Annotated in this window: 12 protein-coding genes and 1 tRNA gene; 6 read left to right on the forward strand and 7 right to left on the reverse strand. The window is 61.3% G+C overall.

What is annotated here, in order from left to right; genetic code table 11:
• Positions 1-62: 62 nt before the first annotated feature.
• Positions 63-2,051 (reverse strand): alpha-ketoacid dehydrogenase subunit alpha/beta, encoded by a 1,989-nt coding sequence (locus HSW_RS20340; protein WP_044003564.1) that lies wholly within the window; start codon positions 2,049-2,051, stop codon positions 63-65.
• A 139-nt stretch (positions 2,052-2,190) separates the two neighbouring features.
• On the opposite strand from HSW_RS20340, the gene HSW_RS20345 reads away from it, so the two are divergent.
• Together HSW_RS20345 and HSW_RS20350 are read left to right on the forward strand one after the other, a co-directional pair.
• A complete protein-coding gene (locus HSW_RS20345; RefSeq protein WP_044003565.1) occupies positions 2,191-4,830 on the forward strand; it encodes a SusC/RagA family TonB-linked outer membrane protein in 2,640 nt (879 codons plus the stop codon).
• 105 nt (positions 4,831-4,935) lie between these two features.
• On the forward strand, positions 4,936-6,213 hold the full coding sequence (locus HSW_RS20350; protein WP_044003566.1) for a M16 family metallopeptidase: 1,278 nt from the start codon (positions 4,936-4,938) through the stop codon (positions 6,211-6,213).
• Positions 6,214-6,293: 80 nt separating this feature from the next.
• On the opposite strand, the gene HSW_RS20355 is transcribed toward HSW_RS20350, so the two are convergent.
• The 3 genes from HSW_RS20355 to HSW_RS20365 all read right to left on the reverse strand — a co-directional run bounded on the left by HSW_RS20355 (position 6,294) and on the right by HSW_RS20365 (position 8,158).
• Positions 6,294-6,950, reverse strand: coding sequence for a hypothetical protein (locus tag HSW_RS20355; protein ID WP_044003567.1), 657 nt, complete (start codon positions 6,948-6,950; stop codon positions 6,294-6,296).
• 213 nt (positions 6,951-7,163) lie between these two features.
• Positions 7,164-7,490 carry a hypothetical protein gene (locus tag HSW_RS20360; protein ID WP_044003568.1) on the reverse strand — a complete coding sequence of 109 codons (327 nt, stop codon included), beginning with the start codon at positions 7,488-7,490 and terminating at the stop codon, positions 7,164-7,166.
• 113 nt (positions 7,491-7,603) lie between these two features.
• Complete coding sequence (locus HSW_RS20365) at positions 7,604-8,158, reverse strand: hypothetical protein (RefSeq protein WP_044003569.1); 555 nt, start codon at positions 8,156-8,158, stop codon at positions 7,604-7,606.
• 253 nt (positions 8,159-8,411) lie between these two features.
• Here HSW_RS20365 and pheS point away from each other — a divergent pair, with 253 nt between their 5' ends.
• From pheS to HSW_RS20380, 3 genes are all read left to right on the forward strand, one after another.
• Entirely contained in the window at positions 8,412-9,449 is a 1,038-nt protein-coding gene (gene pheS, locus HSW_RS20370) for a phenylalanine--tRNA ligase subunit alpha (protein WP_044005285.1), read from the forward strand.
• A gap of 168 nt (positions 9,450-9,617) precedes the next feature.
• Positions 9,618-10,061 (forward strand): Rieske (2Fe-2S) protein, encoded by a 444-nt coding sequence (locus tag HSW_RS20375; RefSeq protein WP_155833082.1) that lies wholly within the window; start codon positions 9,618-9,620, stop codon positions 10,059-10,061.
• A 96-nt stretch (positions 10,062-10,157) separates the two neighbouring features.
• A tRNA-Asn gene (locus HSW_RS20380) sits at positions 10,158-10,234 on the forward strand.
• Between the two features lie 194 nt (positions 10,235-10,428).
• Here the strand turns inward: HSW_RS20380 and HSW_RS25010 are convergent.
• Positions 10,429-12,219: a glycosyl hydrolase 53 family protein gene (locus tag HSW_RS25010; protein ID WP_071883151.1), complete on the reverse strand. Its 1,791-nt coding sequence runs from the start codon at positions 12,217-12,219 to the stop codon at positions 10,429-10,431.
• 412 nt (positions 12,220-12,631) lie between these two features.
• On the opposite strand from HSW_RS25010, the gene HSW_RS24615 reads away from it, so the two are divergent.
• Complete coding sequence (locus HSW_RS24615) at positions 12,632-14,512, forward strand: endo-1,4-beta-xylanase (RefSeq protein WP_197031919.1); 1,881 nt, start codon at positions 12,632-12,634, stop codon at positions 14,510-14,512.
• A 266-nt stretch (positions 14,513-14,778) separates the two neighbouring features.
• Here HSW_RS24615 and HSW_RS20395 read toward each other — a convergent pair whose 3' ends face one another.
• Complete coding sequence (locus HSW_RS20395; RefSeq protein WP_052346688.1) at positions 14,779-16,743, reverse strand: family 43 glycosylhydrolase; 1,965 nt, start codon at positions 16,741-16,743, stop codon at positions 14,779-14,781.
• A 68-nt stretch (positions 16,744-16,811) separates the two neighbouring features.
• Complete coding sequence (locus HSW_RS20400; protein WP_394332377.1) at positions 16,812-18,506, reverse strand: glycoside hydrolase family 43 protein; 1,695 nt, start codon at positions 18,504-18,506, stop codon at positions 16,812-16,814.
• Between the last annotated feature and the right edge of the window lie 21 nt (positions 18,507-18,527).

The following is an 18,527-nucleotide window of genomic DNA, read 5'->3' on the forward strand; positions in this document are numbered from 1 at the left end:
CGTGAGGAAGCTGGCGGGCAGCGGGTTAGGGCAGCAAAGTACGGAATGCTCCGGTCTGGCGGCTAGTAGCTGCGCAACTTGGCCACGGCTTCGCGGAGGCGCTGCTGGGGCAGGAACTGCTTTTCCAGCGGGGGTGCGAAGGGCACGGCCGTATCCAGGGAGGCCACGCGCAGGATGGGCGCGTCGAGGCTGCGGAAGCAGTGCTCGGCAATCCAGGCCCCGATTTCGCCGGCCAGGCCGCCGGTCAGGGTGTCTTCATGGAGCAGAATCACGCGGCCGTTTTTCTCCACCGTCTGGCGCACGGCTTCCTCATCCCAGGGCAGCAGGGTGCGCAGGTCCAGAATATCCGCCGACAGCCCGATTTCCTCGGCCAGGGCCAGGGCCCAGTGCACGCCCGCGCCGTAAGTGATGATGCTCATTTCCTCGCCCTCGCGCACCAGCGCGGCCTTCCCGATGGGCGTGGTGTAATATACATCAGGCACGGGGGCCGAAATGCTGCGGTAGAGCAGCTTGTGCTCGAAGTACATCACCGGGTTGGGGTCCTCGAAGGCGGCGCAGAGCAGGCCCTTGGCATCTACGGGGTTCGAGGGGTACACCACTTTCAGGCCGGGCGTGTGGGTAAACCAGGCCTCGTTGCTTTGCGAGTGGAACGGGCCGGCGGCGGTGCCGGCCCCGGTGGGCATGCGCACCACCACGTCGGCGTTCTGGCCCCAGCGGTAGTGGCTTTTGGCCAGGTTGTTCACAATCTGGTTGAAGCCGCAGGTCACGAAATCGGCGAACTGCATTTCCACCATGGCCTTCTTACCCTTGATGCTCAGGCCTAAGCCCGCGCCCACAATAGCCGATTCGCAGAGGGGCGTGTTGCGCACCCGGCCCTTGCCAAACTGCGCCACGAAGCCGTCGGTAATCTTGAATACGCCGCCGTACTCGGCAATATCCTGGCCCATGAGCACCAGCTCGGGGTAGCGTTCCATGCTCTGGCGCAGCCCGTCACTGATGGCATCCACGTAGCGCTTATCGGTGGTTGGTTGCTCGTTGTCAGTTGGCAGATTCAGGGCCGAATCCGGCTCGAAGGCGCGGTACATGTCGCCCACTTCCTGCTTCAGGCTGGCGGTGGGCATGGGCTCGGCGTCAGCTACGCGCAGGCCTTCTTCGATTTCGCGCTTGATGGTTTCGCGGAAGCGCATGCGGGCTTCTTCGTCGAGGATGCCTTCCTGGAGGAGCCACTTCTCGTAGTTCTCTACCGGGTCTTTCTGGGCCCACTGCTCAAACAGCTCCTGGGGCACGTACTTGGTGCCGCTGGCTTCCTCGTGGCCGCGCATGCGGAAGGTGAGGGCCTCCAGCAGTACGGGGCGGGGGTTCTGGCGCAGGTCCTCGGCTAGGCGGCGCACGGTGTCGTACACTTCCAGCACGTTGTTGCCGTCTACCTGCACGGCTTCCATGCCGTAGGCTGGTCCCTTGTCCACGAAGTAGCGGAAGCGGAACTGCTCGTTGCTGGGGGTGCTAAGGCCGTAGCCGTTGTTTTCAATGATAAAGATGACCGGCAGCTGCCACACGGCCGCCACGTTCAGGGCCTCGTGGAAGTCGCCTTCCGAAGCGCCACCGTCGCCGCTGTAGGTCACGGTTACTTTGGGGCGGTCCTCCAGCGTATCGGCCAGGGCAATGCCGCCGGCCACGGCCAGCTGCGGGCCCAGGTGCGAAATCATGCCCACGATGTGGTGCTCGTTGGTGCCAAAGTGGAACGACCGGTCGCGGCCCTTGCTGAAGCCGTGGGTTTTGCCCTGCCACTGCGCAAACAACCGGTCGAGGGGCACGTTGCGGCCCGTGAATACGCCCAGGTTGCGGTGCAGGGGTAGAATGTACTCATCAGAGTCCAGAGCCATGGTGCTGCCCACCGAAATGGCCTCCTGCCCGATGCCCGAAAACCACTTGCTCACTTTGCCCTGGCGGAGCAGAATGAGCATTTTCTCCTCAATCATGCGCGGCTTGAGCAGGTGCTGGTAGAGGTGGAGCAGGGTTTCGTTCGAGTAGTCCTTGCGGTCGAAGTGCATCGGGAAGTGGCTGAGTTTGGTGGGTGGGGCCAAAAGTACGGGTTTGGGCGGGATGGGAAATTATAGCCGCCGGTTTGTGGAATCGGCCGGCACGCGGCATCTATCTTCGGGGCCCGATTCCCGGCCCTATCCTATCCGCATGATGCGACTCTACTCCCTCGGCCTGTTGCTGCCGCTATCCATCCCCACCCTGGCCCAACAGCCCGATACCTTGGCTTCACGCCGGGTGGTGGTACGGCCGGACAGTTTGCCCGCTATCAAAACACTGATGTGTGGAGTTGCCGGTGTTGCTATATATTCTCCTCCTTACTACCGCACCCTCCCTTTCCAACCTATTCAGGAGCAGCTCCGCCAAGTAGCCGGGGTGCAGGCCACGCCGTACTCGGGGGCACCAGGGGCGCAGATGGCGGTGCGGATTCGGGGGGCGGCCAGCTTGTCGGGCAACGCGCAGCCGCTGTACGTGGTGGATGGGGTACCGGTATTTCAGCACACGTTCCGGCCCAACACCACCACCTCGCCCTTGGGCGTGGTGCCGGCCGAGGTGGAGGAGCTGGACGTAAACCCGCTGCTGAGCATTCCCAATGAGGATATTGAGCAGGTGGAAATTCTGAAAGGAGCCTACGAAACCGCGCTCTACGGCTCCCAGGGCATCAATGGCGTTATCAAGATTACGACCAAACGGGGCACCCAGGGCAAGCCACGCCTGCGCTACGCCGGCTACGGCGGGGTGCAGCAGGTCCGCAACCGCTACGAGCTGCTAAATGCCCGCCAGTACGCCGCTCTGCGCAACGAGGTAGCGCTGCGGTCCGGGCAGCCGGCCCCGTTCTCCGCCCCCCAGCTGGCGGCCCTGGGCCAAGGCACGGACTGGCAGGATGAGCTATTGCGCACGGCCGCCGTGCAGGAGCACCACCTGGGCCTGGGCGGCGGCACGGCCACCACCCGTTATTACGCTTCGGCTGATTATCTGAGCCAGCAGGGCGTGGTGCTGAACTCGCGGCTGCGCCGCTACGCCGCCCACGCCGCCCTCAACCAGCGCATCGGCCAGCACCTGTACCTGGACGGTACCGGCAGCTTCAGCCAGACCGAGCAGCGCGTGCCCGCCTACTACGCTTCGCAGGATGCATTGCTCACCCCGCCCACCCAGTCGCCGACCGATAATCCCAACCCCGGCTACTACGTGAACCCAATCGACCAAGCCCAGCAGAACTACCAGACGCCGGAGCAGCAACGGCTGCTGGCCCAGCTGGGAGCCCGCTACGAGCTGACAAACGGCCTTACGCTGGATGTGCGCGGTAATTTGGAACGGGCCACGCTGCGTAGCCGCTCCTACCAGTCGGCTTTTTCCACGTTCCCGGCCGGGGAGAGTGGCAACCTCACCTCCACTTACCGGCAGTGGGTGCTGCACCCGGCTTTGCGCTTCGCCCGTAGCTTTGGCGGGGAGCGGCACGCGGTAACGGCCAGTCTGGAAGCCCAGCGGCAGGACCGGGAAATTACTACCGAGCAATTCCGCTACGTGCCCGGTTCTCCATCCGGCAGCTTGAGCGCAAGCGGCAGCACCGCCCAGGCCCGCCAGAATTTCTACCAGCTCACGGCCGGCTACACCTTCGCCGAGCGGTACCAGGTGCAGGGGACGCTGCGCCGTGACGCCAACAGCACCTTCGCCCCGACGGAGCGGTGGGACTGGCTGCCGGGCGCGCAGGTGCGCTGGCACGCGGCCAAGGAAAATTTCTGGACCTCGCCCCCCGGCACGCTGGACGTGTGGGTGGGGTGGGGCCGCACCTCGGGAGCGGGCAACAACGGGCGTAACTACTTCCAGATTCTGGTGCCGGGGCAGGGCGGCGTGGGGCAGGCAGTACCGGTGTTTCTGCCCGAGCAAACCCAGCAGTTGGACGCGGGCATTGAAGCTAGCCTGTTTAACAGCCGCCTCACCGCAACGGCCCAGACCTACGCCCGCCGCACCACCAGCACGGTACGCGCGCCGGGCCTGCTGACGTCGCCGGGCACGCTCACCGATGACTACCTCCGTAACACCGGCCTGGAACTGACGCTGCAAGGCAACTGGCAGGCCGGCCAGGTGCAGGGCACGAGCCGGCTGGCCGTCGCTGCCAACCGCAACCGGTACGAAACCACTACTACCACGACCTATTTCTTTCCCTACCAGCGCACCCTCGACGGGCAATCCATCGGCACATTTTACGGGCTCCGCACCCAGGGCTTGGATGCTACCGGCAACCCGCGCTACGAGGATGTGAACGGCAACGGGCAGGTTGATTTCCAGGACCGGCAACCGCTGGGCAACGGCCTGCCCCGGCAGTTGCTCAGCTTTAGTCAGCAGTTGACGCTGGGCCGGTTTGAGGCGCAGCTGCAGGCCGATGGGATGTTCGGCTACCAGATGTACAACACCGGTCTGCAATACCTGGATGCTACCAGCGGCTTCACCAACGCCTCAAGCCGGGTGCTGGACCGTTGGACGCCCACTAACATGGGCACCGAGGTACCAGTGGCGGGCACCAACCTGTCGGCGTTCAGTAACTACACCCTGCAATCGGGCAACCATATGCGGCTTTCGGCCTTGACGTTCAGCTACAAGGTGTGGGAGAAAGACGCCCGCAACGTGCAGGTGTGGCTGGGCGGTCAGAACCTGCTGGTGCTCTCGAAGTACCGGGGCTACGACCCCAACGTCAGCTCCGCCGGCTCTGACAACCAGCAGGCCGGCCTGGACGTGGGGGCCTATCCGGTGGCGCGCACGTTTCTGGTGGGCGTGCGGGCCACGTTGTAGCTCGGCTGCGTATAGCAGCTGCCGGGAGCCGGAAACTTCTGTTTTGGGCTCCCGGTTGTATACCTTGCCGGCCCATTCGGCCGTTTCCTTCCCGACTTTCCCTGCATGATCCATTTCGAAGAATTCACCCTCGCCAACGGCCTGCGCTGCATCGTCCATGAAGATCACAGCACGCCCATGGCCGTGCTCAATGTGCTTTACAACGTGGGCTCTCGCGACGAAGACCCGGCCCACACCGGCTTCGCCCACCTGTTCGAGCACCTGATGTTCTCGGGCTCCGTGAACATCCCCAGCTACGACGAGCCCCTGCAGCTGGTGGGCGGTGAGAACAACGCCTTTACCTCTCCCGACATCACCAACTATTACCTCACCCTGCCAGCGGCCAACCTGGAAACTGGTTTCTGGCTGGAATCGGATAGGATGCTGAACCTGGCTTTCTCCGAGAACGGACTGGAAGTGCAGCGCAAAGTAGTGGTGGAGGAGTTCAAGCAGAACTACCTGAACCAGCCCTACGGCGACGTCTGGCTGAAGCTGCGGCCCCTGGCCTACCAGCACCATCCCTACCAGTGGGCCACTATCGGCAAGGAGGTAGCGCACATCGAAGACGCCACCATGCAGCAAGTGCGCGACTTTTTTGCCAAGCATTACTCGCCCGCCAATGCCATTCTGGTAGTGGCCGGCGACGTGACGGTGGCCGAAGCCCAGCGGTTGGCCGAAAAGTGGTTCGGACCCATCCCCGGCGGCACCCGCTACAAGCGAAACCTAACCACGGAGCCCCGCCAGGAGGAAGCCCGCTTCCTGGAGATATCGGCCGACGTGCCGATGTCGGCCCTCTACAAGGTGTACCACATGCCCGGCCGGGGCGAACCCGCCTACCACGCCGCCGATTTGCTGTCGGATGTGCTGGGCCGGGGCAAGTCGAGCCGGTTGTACCAGCAGCTGGTAAAAGAGCGGCCGTTGTTTAACTCGCTGTCAGCCTCCGTGATGGGGTCGTTTGAGCCGGGCCTGCTGGTGGTCAGCGGCAAGCTAAACGCGGGCGTCACGCTGGAAGAAGCCGATGCCGCCATCGAAGCCGTGCTGGCCGAAATAAGTGCCGCCGAAATTCCGACCGAAGAGCTGGAAAAGGTCAAGAACCAGGCCGAGGTCAGCATCGTGTTCAGTGAGATTGAACTGCTGAACCGAGCCATGAACTTGGCCTTCAGCAAGCTCCTCGGCGACGCCAACCTGGTAAACCAGGAAAGCGCCAAAGTGCAGGCCGTAACGGCAGCGCAGGTGTTGGCGGCCGCCCAAGAGGTGTTGCGGCCTACCAATTGCAGTACCCTCTACTACCGCGCCCATCCTGTGGCCGAACCAGTGGTAACGGAGGAAGTAGCCGAAGCATAACCGCTACATTCAGCCACAAAAAAGCCCGCCTGGTGAAAACCAGGCGGGCTTTTTTGTATTGTTTTTGCGTTGGCGTCAGCCTACCAGCCGCTGCCGCCGCCACCCCAGCCGTCATCGGCTTTTTTCTTGGGGGCAGCTGCTTTCTTAACCGGCGCGGCGGCTTTTTTGGTAGCCGTAGCACCACCTGCCTTCGTGTCGGCCGAAGCACCAGCGGCACTAGCCGTTTTGGGAGCAGGCGTAGGCTCAACTGCCACCGGAGCAGGTTCGGGCTCGGGAGCTACAATGGGAGCGGGCGCTGGGGTAGGCGGCACCGGGTCAGAGGTGCGCACTGAACGGCGGATGTATGGGGCCAGAGGACGTCCCCGGTAGTCGGTAGTTACGCGGCGCGAAGGAGCGGCCGTAAAGCCCGGGGCCAGGCTGGCCCCGATGGGTTGCATTTCAGGAGCCGGAGCAGCGGCGGCACCGCCGCCAGCCGCCCCACCGCTGGCACCCCATTCGCCACCAGCCGGAGCAGCGGCAGGAGCCGGAGTAGCAGCGGGTTCTGGAGTAGGTGCTACGGCTGCTTTGGGAGCAACGGTTTTGGTAGTAGTAGCTTTTTTAGCCGCTGGCTTTGCGGCCGGTGCCCCCCAGCCATCCGAAGAACCCCAGCCGTCATCAGCTTTCTTCTTCTGGGCCACCGCCGGAGCGGCTATCAGTACGCTGCCTAACAGGAGGAGCGGGAGAATTTGTCGAGTCATGGAACAGAATAATAAGCAGCTTCTTACCGCAAAGGTACGGCACCCCGCGCGGGCCCAAAACCCCCGCCACACATTTTGGCCAAACGTAGCCAGGAGCGGGAAGTTCCCCGCGCTTGCTGAAATGTGGTAATTCTCAAGTGTTCTGCCACTTAAAGGCAACGTTGCCGGGTAATTTTTATTACCTTAGAGGCCACCTTACGGCCTTTCACGCCCCTACGGTTTCCCAGCCGATATGGTAGTAGCAGAGCCCACCGGTTTTTTCACTGCTTTTTTCAGAGGCCGGCCCATGTAGTCGGTGGTTGGTGGGCTGGGCATATTCAGCCGCAATCCGGGCGCCAGCTTCAGGTTTTCCTCGTCGCGGCGGGTACTTCGGTCGTAACGGGCGTAGGCTCCAGAACGGGCTTTGGTGCGTGGACCAGTAGTCCGATGGTAAGCAGTTTTGGTCCGCGCCGTTGGCTTGGTTTGCTGTGTGGCGGCAAGTACATCAGCTACCAGCCAGGCAACGGCCAGTAGCACGAAAGGTAACAATCGGTTTTTCATCAGCAGCGAACTAAACGATTAAAAACAAAAACGTTAGCACTCCTGCATACGACAACTGCCCAACCACGGCTATGCCGGGCGGGCAGTTAGTTCATTCTTCCACCAAGGCATTTTTACCAGCCAGCGGCTACCGTTGAGCTGTCGGCGGGCTGTTGGGAGGTGACGGTGTTGTTCGCGGAGACTTTGCGCAGCGGGCGGCCATTGTAATCGGTGCTTACGCTCCGATACGGAGCCGTATTCATGCCGGGAGCCAGCATCACGCCCGACGACTGCATCATGGGGTCGGTCTGGGCAATTTCCACGGAGCGAGGACGCTTGGATTTGGCTTTAACAACGGGCCGGCCGTGGTAGTCGGTGCTGGTGCCTCGGTACGGCGACGAGCTCATGCCGGGGGCCACCAGCACCCCTGATGACTGCATCATGGGGTCAGCCTCGGGCGCAGCAGTGGCCGTCTGGGCGGCGGGCAGGTCCCAACCTGACACTTCGGGTACAGCCCGCTCGGCCTGCGTATCGCTCCAGCCCCACCCATCATCGGCAGCAGTAGCGGCCGGAGCCACGCTGGTATTGGCAGCTTTGGCAGCCGGCACTTTTTTGCTGGTTTGGGCCTGGGCCTGGGGCGCACTGAAGAAGGCGGCAGCTACGGCTGCGGCAAAGAAAAACCGTTTCATCGGAAGGAAAGTCGAGAAAGTAGATAATACGCCCGGTATAGGCCGGGGCTTCTGCATCGGCCGACTGACGGGTGGCGCCCCACGTTCAGTGCCCTGTGCCGCTTGTATCCGGTTCTTTGCAGCAACCGTACCAATTTCTTTTTCCGGCTGAAAAAACAGAAAACACCGGCCTGTGAAGCCTGAAATACTGTTTTTCTCCTGCCCGACACAATCCGTTATCAACAATGCTCAATCAACTTACCTTTGTGGTATGATGCAGGATACCATTGCCCGCGTACGGGCAGAAATTGAGGCCTACGACCTGACTTCGGCGGAACAGCTCGACCAGTTCCGCATTGCCTACACCGGCCGCAAGGGCCAGCTGGCTGACCTGTTCGATCAGCTCAAAACGGTTCCGCAGGAGGACCGCCGGGCCGTGGGTCAGGAACTCAACCAACTGAAGCAGGCCGCTCAGACGCGCTTCGAGCAGCGCCAGCAGGAGCTGGAAGCGGCCAGCGCCAACGCCCCCGCCGACCCCACGTTCGACTACACCCTGCCCACTGTTCCGCAGGCCCTGGGCACCCGCCACCCACTGAGCCTAGTGCGCGAGGAAATTGTGCGCATCCTGGCCCGCATTGGCTTCAACGTGGCCGAAGGACCGGAAATCGAGGATGACTGGCACAACTTCACAGCCCTCAATTTCCCCGAAAACCACCCCGCCCGCGACATGCAGGACACGTTTTTCGTGCGCCGCGAGGCCGGAGAGCCGGAGTGGGTGCTGCGTACGCACACCAGCCCCGTGCAGGTGCGGGTGATGAAGTCGCAACAGCCGCCTATCCGCAGCATCATGCCGGGTCGGGTGTACCGCAACGAGGCCATTTCCGCCCGCGCCCACATGATGTTCCATCAAGTGGAGGCCCTGTTCATTGATGAAAACGTGAGCTTCGCTGACCTGAAGCAGACCGTGTACTACTTCGTGCAGGAGTTGTTTGGGAGTGATATGGAGGTGCGGTTCCGGCCGTCGTTCTTTCCGTTCACCGAGCCTTCCGCCGAAATCGACATCACCTGCCTGATCTGCAAAGGCAAGGGCTGTAACATCTGCAAAGGCACCGGTTGGGTAGAAATTGGCGGTTGCGGTATGGTAGACCCCGCCGTGCTGGAGCAGTCGGGCATCGACCCGGAGCGGTACTCGGGCTACGCCTGGGGCATGGGCATTGAGCGCATCACCATGCTCAAGTATCAGATCAAAGACCTGCGCCTGTTCACCGAAAATGACACTCGCTTCCTGCGCCAGTTCGAGAGTGCGCAATAAGCCTTTTTTTAGATGAACCCTGTTCCCGTTGGCCTAATGGCCGACGGGAGTTTTTTTGTAGCCATACTGTTCCTGCTTTGCGTTCATGCACAAGGCAATAGGAGCCTCATGGTTTCCTAATACCTACCAGTTGCCCTCAAGCGTTACCCATCTTTAGCTCGCTGCCTTATGCTCCTTTCTCTGGTCCAACGCATTGCTTCTATGTTACTCTTGGTGACTATCAGTGGTCTGCTACCTGCCTGTAACTCATCTGGCGGCGACGCTCAGCCCCAGATTCCGCTGGCCGCAGTCAACGAACAGCTTATCCTCACAGATCAGCAGAACAGTGCTTTGCGTTTTGACAATGGGGCCATTACCATCCGGGGCGGAGTCCGGGGCATTATTGTGGTGCGGCAGAACGCCAGTTCGTACCTGGCCTTTGAGCGTAATTGCCCTTATCAACCCCTAGATACCTGTTCGCGGGTGAAAGTGGAGCCGTTTCTGCGCCTTTATGACCCGTGTTGCAAGTCGCAGTTCAGCTTTACCGGTCAGCCCGAAGCGGGCCCGGCAACCTTACCACTCCGGCGCTACAGCACAGCCCTCTCCGGCAACCTCCTGACAATCACTAACTAGAAAATTAGTCTGAAAATTTTCGAAAGACATGTTTGCAGCTTCCGAAAGTTTGCTCTAATATTGCACCAGCAACGGCAAAACACCGCCGCCATAACCGCTTCCTTAGCTCAGCCGGTTAGAGCATCTGACTGTTAATCAGAGGGTCCCTGGTTCGAGCCCAGGAGGGAGCGCCACAGCTTAGAAAGTCCGCCCCTCCCGGCGGACTTTCTTCGTTTTCAGGCTATTATACGCTCTAGGTTACTCAGCGACGGCAACACATCCTAACGAACCCATAACCGAAACCGGGCTACCCTGCTCCGATAAGGAAGCAGAACAGCCCGGGAGGCAAGTTCTGATGTTACTTTCTTGCTGGAAGTTGAGCAGGTGCTTACTGCTTGACGAACTTCTGGACCTCCAAATAGCCCTTGCCTTCCACACGCACTTGGTAGAACCCCGCAGTCAGGCGCGAAACATCCACGGTGGCAGCGGCTGCCTGCACTGACTGGCGAAGCATCAGCTTGCCCGTGAGCGAGTAGACGGTGGCCGTGGCCTCTGTGGCGCCTGTGGGCAGTGACAGCGTCAGGCGGTCGGTAGCAGGGTTGGGGTAAGGCGTACGGGCAGCAGGGGCGGCCGTGGCCCGGATGGCTGTGACGGTGGTGGAGAAAAGCTCCACGTTATCGAAGTTGCACCAGTTGTTGGCGTTGGCATCCGACCACAGCCCGATTTCGCACTGGCCGTTGGTGACCTGAATTCCGGTAATCTGCACCTGCGCCCAGGTACTGGTAACGGGCAGGTTCACGTTCTTTTCCGCGCCCCCAAAGTTCTTGGCGTAGAGCTGGCAGGCCGTCTGGCCGCCGCTGCTCTGCACCCAGGCCCGGAGCGTGTAGGAGCCATTGGGGAGGCCGGTTTTCACCTGGTAGGTACTGACTTGGTAGGCCGAGCCCAGCCAGTGCGTGAGGCGGTAGGTGCTGGCCTGGCCGCCGGCCTCGGTTTTATCGGCGGCGTAGTTGGCGGTGGTATTGGCCCAGCTGGTCCAGCCGGTGGGCGTCTGGGTGGCAGCGTTGTTGGCTTCAAAGCCGGGGTTAGCCAGCACATTGGTACCGGAGGCCGGCGGGGCCGGGGCGGTGGGCGTCACCAGGAAAGCGTTCATAGCGGCAGTAGGCTTGCCGTCATTGCTCCAGGCGCTGAGCTGGTAGCCGCTGAAGCTGCGGTATCCCTCCGGTTCCCAGTAGAATACGCCTAGGCCCTTACCGTTCGGCACGGCGTACACCGCATTCTGCACGGCCACCAGCATATCGTACACGTTCTGGGGCGCGGCCACGGCGTCGCCGCCTACTTCCGCCACTATCACTTCCTTGCCGTAGCGGCTGGCCATATCGTTGAGGTTGTACTGCAGGCTGCTGATGGATACGGAGTAGTCCTGGTTCAGCCAGAAGGGGTAATACGACATGCCAATGACGTCGTACTTGCCGCCGTTGGCCGTGAGCTGGTCGAAGAACGAGCGGAACCGGGCGTTATCATTGCCCTTATCGAGGTGAATAACAACTTTCGAGGTAGGACTCACGGCTTTCACGGCATCGTAGCCTTTGTTGAGGAGCTGGGTGAGCTGACCGAAGTTGGTAGTACGGCCTTCGGGCCAAAGCATTCCGTTGGGAATTTCATTGCCCACCTGCACCCATTCGGGCGTTACACCGTTGTTTTTCAGGGCCGTTAGCACGCTGGCCGTGTGGTCGTACACGTCGGCTTGGAGCTGGGTGAAGCTGTGGCCGGCCCAGGCGGCTGGCTTGTTCTGCTGACCGGGGTCGGCCCAACTGTCGCTGTAATGAAAGTCAATCATGAGGCGGAAGCCCATGTTTTTGGCCCGGGTGGCCATCGTTACCACTTCGGCGGGGCTGCAGTGCCCGTTCACCCAGTCTACCATCGAGGGGTTCACCCACACCCGAAGCCGGATAGAGTTGATACCCTTGTCTTTGAGAATCTGAAAACAATCCTGGCGTATGCCCTGGTCGTTGTAGAAGTAATAGTTGTTGGCTTCCATTTGCTGGAGCCAGCCCGTATCGGCTCCTTTAGCAAACGTTTGCGCAGATGCTGTCAGGGAGCTGAGAAATAGCAGCAGCCACAGGCCGATACTATGCGCCCACAGCGGAGGACAGCACGATGCAAGTAGAAATGTCTTCATTTTCAGGAAGAAGATATATTGTGAGTGGAAAGCAGGGCGAGAAGAAATGCCAAGTAGGCCGATTGTTGGGATTGGCTGTAAGGCCTTTCAACAACCCCTTAAGGAGCTAGCTAGGCGGCGACACAACGCAAGTTACCACAAACGTTTGTGTCAACAGATTTAAGGACTGTTGACCGGCGTGCAAAACATATCCTGGCGAGCTGGACTCCCACCTGTTGTAATAGGATTTTGTCCTCCCGCCTACCACAATCGATACCGATGAACTACCGTAATCGGTTGCGGAGATTATTCTGTAAAAGTGGCCTTATCAGTCGTTTAACTGGGTGTTGATTGAAATATATTCAGGTTCCGAAGGTGGCATAGTTCCCGCGGTAGCTGTTCTTTTTTCCTTCCCACCAAATCCCATCCTGCTATGTTTCGACGTAGACTCCCTGTGCTGCTGCTGCCTTTTTCGCTGCTGGCGGCCGAACTCCGAGCCCAGAACGCGCCCGTTTCCCAACAAGCCGAAACTGGCACCCTCGGGGCCGACTGGACCAGCCCCACGCAGGCCAGCGTGCAGTACGTGACGGTGGTGCCCACGGCCACCATCAACGGCCAGAATCCGGGCACTGCGGCTCGTGTCATTACCTATTCCGTCACGTTTCCAGGGCCCGGCAGCTACGATTTGTATGCCCGGGTGCGCATCGGCAGCGGCGGGGCCAACGACGACAGCTTCTACTACGGCAACGGCTTCGGCAGCAAGCTCCCGGCCGACGACACGAACTGGATTACCGTCAACCAGCTCAACGGCGTGGGCTACACCGGGGCCACGGAGGTGGTGGCCGGGGCCGGCGGCGGCCAGCAGCAGGTGTGGAAGTGGCTGAACCTCTCGGCTTTCAACGGGGGTGAATCGCCCATCAGCTTCACGGTGGCGGCCGGCAGCCTCACCCAGACCTTCCAGATCGGGGCCCGGGAGGACGGGCTGGACATTGATAAGTTTGTATTCGGGGAAACCGGCCGCTTTTTCACGGTGGCCAACCTCGACGCCGGCGCGCAGGGTTCCAGCACGCCGCCCGTGGTGTTCACGCCCACGGGCCTGCCCATGGCGGCGGGCAAATCGAAGTTCCTGGGGGGCGTATACAGCAATCCGCAGAAGCCGTTTTTCAACAACTACTTCAACCAGGTAACGCCCGAAAACGCAGGCAAGTGGGGCAGCGTGGAAGCCGTCCGCAACGTAATGAACTGGACGGAGCTGGACTCGGCCTACGCCCTAGCCCAGCGAAAAGGCTACCCGTTCAAGATGCACACCCTGATCTGGGGCGCGCAGCAGCCCATCTGGATTGAAGACCTGCCGGCGGCAGAGCAGTTACGGGAAATCAACGAATGGTTTGCGGCCGTGGCCCAGCGCTACCCCAACATCGCGCAGATTGAGGTGGTGAACGAGCCCACCAACGATTTACCTCTTAACGGCTCTACCGGCAACAACGGCCCCAACACGCCCGGCAGCGGGGCTGGCAACTACTACAACGCCTTGGGCGGGGCCGGCACCACTGGTTGGGACTGGGTGATTACCTCGTTTCAGCTGGCGCGGCAGTATTTTCCCACCACCCAACTGCTGCTCAACGACTACGGCGTGGCCAGCTCCACGGCAAATGCTCAGCGGTACCTGGGCATCGTGAATCTGCTGGTGGCGCGTAATCTGGTGGATGGTGTGGGCATTCAGGGCCACGCTTTTGAAACCCGCAACGTGTCGGCGGCCAACTTTGCGGCCAACCTTACGACGCTGGCCTCCGCTGGCAAGCCGCTATACATCACGGAGCTGGATATTGATGGGGTGAATGCGGCCACACCGCCACAGCTCGACGACGCCATTCAGCTGGCCGAGTACCAGCGCATTTTCCCCACGCTGTGGGAGCATCCGGCCGTGAAGGGCATCACGCTGTGGGGCTACCGGCCCGGGCACTGGCGCACGGCCCAGGGCGCTTACCTCGCCAACGGCGACAATACGGAACGCCCGGCGCTGGTGTGGCTGAAAAACTACGTGCGCTCCACGGTACTCGGCACCCGCGCCAATCAGGCAAATGCCGCCCTCACGCTCGCACCCAACCCGGCCAGCAACGGCCGCTTCCGGGTGCAAGGGGCCGGGAAAATCCAGGCCATCCGGATGTTTGATTTGAACGGCCGGCTGGTGCAGGAAATACCGGGAGCCAACCCCACAACGGCCGAAGTTCCCCTGAACGTAGCGCCCGGCCTGTACCTGGTGCAGGTGCAGGAAGCGCAGGGCATCACCTCGCGCAAGCTGGTGGTAGAGTAGAAAAGTATCCCGCCGAAACAGCGGGAACACCCCAACAAAACAGACCGTGCGGTACCGCACGGTCTGTTTTGTTTTAGCCCTTGCTCTGCGGCGAAGCGAAAACAAAGTGTGTTAACCTCCCTCCTGCTATCTTGTAAATCAGAAAACGTCATGCTGAGCAGCGCGAAGCATCTCGCGTGCTGAGGTCTGGATAGTAGTACAACATCAGCACGCGAGATGCTTCGCGCTGCTCAGCATGACGTTCTTTTGCTAACTGTCCAGACAGTTTAGCGGGGAGAATCGGCAAACGACAGCCAGTTCAGGCGCAGCAGCTCGCCTTCGCCGCCTATAAACTTCAGGAAGATCTTCTGTTTGCCCGTTAGCTTGGGTAGAGGCGTGGTGAGGGTCTGGTACTGTTTCCAGCCGCCTGTGCTGCTTACGGCCAGCCGACCGATGGGGGCCGAATCCAGCCCGCCCTGGTACACCTCGATGGTAGCGCCGGGCTGCAGGGCGGCCACGCGTACCTGCATCTGGCGGCCGCCCTTACCAAAATCAACCTGGTGGAAAGCTAGCCAGCCGCCGTTACTAATCTGGGTGATGTCCTGGTTTTTTTCGCCGGGCACGTCCTGGCTCCAGCCGGTGTCCGCGCCGTGCCGCTCATCATAGAACTCGGCCTCGATGCGGGAGTTGGCGGCAAACCGGTTGGGCGGCCCCTGGCGCGTCGTCATCCGAAACCAGTCGATATCCACATAGCCGCCGGGCTGGCGGGTGCTGTGGTGAAAAAGGGCAAACCGGTTGCCGGTAAACATCTTCAAACTGAACTTCATGGACAAAGCCGCGCCCAGCGCCCGAAACTGCCGGTTGTCCAGACTGTACGCAAACGTGGCCATATCGGTGGTGGTGTTGGCGCGGGCCTGCAGGTACACGGTATGCGGCCCATCGAGGCGGACGCTGTCGAGGCGGCGGCCCTGCTGCATCATCACGAGCTGGTAGCGGCCCCATTCCCTGGTCACGGCCACATAGGCGTAGGGGTTCTGGAACACGGCCAGCCCGCTCACGTCGCCGTCCTGCATCCCGCCCACCTGCAGGGCCACCGTCGCCACCGAGTACGGCCCGAACATACGCTGGGTGAGGGTATTGCGCGCTACTTTTAGACTATCAGCGCGCTGGGTGGAGGTGAGGCGCAGGAACCCAGGCCGCTGGGTTAGGGACCAGCCGGCGGGGTCGGGGTTGTGATTCCAGGCCCACTGCAGGCCCAGCGTAGGCTGGTTGAACTCGTCGGAGGTGGGCAGCGGCCGGACGGGCCAACTCCGGCCCACATCCGGCTTTTTGTGCGTCACCACGGCGCGGCCATTCTCGCCCAGCAGCGGCCAGCCATCCACCCACGTTACGGGCTGCAGTGTGGGCACCCGCCCCACCCCGCCCCGATCCTGAAAAATGATGCTCCACCACTCCCCGGTCTGGGTTTCTACCAGCGCGCCCTGATGCACCCCCATACCGGTCAGGTTCATGTCGTCGCGGAGCACTATTTTCTCCTCATAAGGCCCGTAGATGCTCTTTGAGCGCAGGGCCACCTGGTAGCCATCGGGCCCGCCATAGGTGGCGAAGAGGTAGTAGAAACCGTTGATTTTGTAGACGTGGCTGCCTTCCAGACCTGGCCGTTGCCCTTTGGCCACAATCACGCTGTCGGGGCCGAGGGGGGCCAACTGCTCATCTACCGCCGTTACGGAGAGTTTGGAGTAGCCGTGCACGATGTAGCGCCGGCCGTCGTCATCGAAAAACAAGCCGGCATCATAATAGGCTTTCGGCAGGCGTTGGAGCGTCCAGGGGCCCTCAGCTTTTTCGGCCGTACACAGGAAGCCTCCCTCGTCGAGGGTCATAAACAACACGTAGAACCGGCCGTGGTGGTAGCGCAGGCTGCTGGCCCATTGCCCGTGGCCGTAGCGGGCGCCGCCCTGCAGGTTGTAGGCCGGATGCACGTCGAGGCGGGGCACCGTGTTGGCCACGTACTCCCAGTTCACCAAATCCCGCGACTGCAACAGAGGCACGCCCGGAAAATAGTACATGGTAGTCGCGACCATGTAATACATGTCGCCCACCCGGATGACGTCGTTATCGGGAAAATCGGACCAGATTACCGGGTTGGTGTAAGTGCCGTATTCGTTATCCGACTGCTGCGCCACGGCTTGACCGCTCAGCAGCAGACACCCCACGATCAACCAGCGAAAAAGCAGCGTCAGATAGGTTTTCATACGCATCGGGAGTAAAGAAAACAGCCACACGGACACCCAGCAGGCACTACCAGACTGCCAAGCAGGCTCTACTTGGCCGGGGTGTACACCGGGTCATTGCCGGCGTACTTCAGCCACTGAAACGCGGCCGTGCTGGTGGTGGGCTGGCCCGAGGAGGTGGCGTACATGCCAATCAGGCAGCCGATAAAGCCACCGGCCACCTGCGTGCTCAGGAACTTGCCATCGACTTTTTCCTTAAGTGAGGTCCAGGTTTTGGCGTTTTCCGAAAACTGGAAGCCGTAGGCATCGGCGGCGGCCGTGATGCGGAGCTGCACCTTGCCGGTGGCCGATTTCAGGGGAGCCTGGGCCAGCAGCTCCGGCTCGGCGGCCTCGGGCCGACTCTTGAGCAGCTGGAGGACCGGCTTGCCGTCGGCCAACGTTTTGCAGAGGTAGTAGTAGTGCTTCTCGTCCTGAAACACCACCAGACCGGCCTTCTCGCTGGCTGATTTGGCGGTGAAGTTCAACTCCGTTTCGGTGGTGCAATACATGTGCTGCTGCCGCTTACCGATGAAAGCCGGGTTGCCCAGCCCGGCGCAGGTTTCGGGCCGGAGCTTCAGGGTCAGGCCGGCGGCTTTGCTCAGCGAGTACAGGGTGCTGTCGTGGGTGCGCAGGAACAGCAGGGCCGGGTCCAACTGCTTCTCAAAGGTGAGCGTGTAGCGGAAGTTGCCGCTCTGGGGCCGGGCCCCGGGCTGCTTCACCTCGCGGTAGTTGGCGTTGTAACTGTACTGTACGCCCTGGGGGCCGGTATTCACGATGGGCCAGTCATCTTTCCAGACCACCGGGGCAATGAACGTTTCGCGGCCGGTGTTGTAGTAATTGGCCTCGTAGGGCCGCACGGCCAGAAAAATGGCGTAGGTCTGCCCGTCGGGGCCCTCTACAAACTGCGCGTGCCCGGCCGAGGTAATGGGGTTCTTGCGGTCCGGGGGCAATGTGCGCTGGGTGAGGATAGGGTTGTGCTCGTAGGGCACAAACGGCCCCTGCACCGATTTGGCGCGGAACACCACTTCGGTGTGGTTGACGGAAGTGCCACCCTCGGCCGCGTACAGGTAGTACCAGCCGTTGCGCTTCAATAGGTGCGGGGCCTCAATCCAGACGGGTTTCTTGCTCAGATCCACGCCCCCGTTTACCAGCATGCGGGCCTCCCCGATGCTTTGGAGCTTCACTGGGTCCAGCTCCATAATTTTGATGGAGCGGTGACCGTCATAGAGCGGCTTGTTGTCGGGTGGGTCGCTGTTGTAGATGACGTACACCTTGTCGTTGTCGAAGAACAGCGAAGGGTCGATGCCCTTCACCTCGGGCAGCCAGATGGGGTCACTCCAGGGCCCGGCGGGGTTCTTGGCCGTCACCACGAAGTTGCCTTTGCGGTCGATGAGGGTGCAGGTAAGGTAGTAGGTGCCGTTGTGGTAGTCGATGGCCGGGGCGAACAGGCCGCGCGTCATCCGGTCGCCCAGGAAGTTCATCTGGGAAGGCCGGCTGATGACGTTGCCCACCTGCCGCCAGTTTTTGAGGTCCTGGCTGTGGAACACCGGAATGCCCGGGAAGTAGGAAAACGTGGACGTCACCAGGTAGTAATCCGGCCCTACCTTCACCACGCTAGGGTCGGGATAGAAGCCGGTCAGGATGGGGTTGGTCAGGGTAATCGACTGGGCCGAGGCGGCTGGAGCCCCCAGCAATGCCCCCGCCAGCGCGGCCGTCAGCCACAAACTGCGTTTCGTGTTTTTCACCTTCATTCGGGTCTCAGATGG

Source organism: Hymenobacter swuensis DY53, assembly GCF_000576555.1.
Classification (GTDB): Bacteria; Bacteroidota; Bacteroidia; order Cytophagales; family Hymenobacteraceae; genus Hymenobacter; species Hymenobacter swuensis.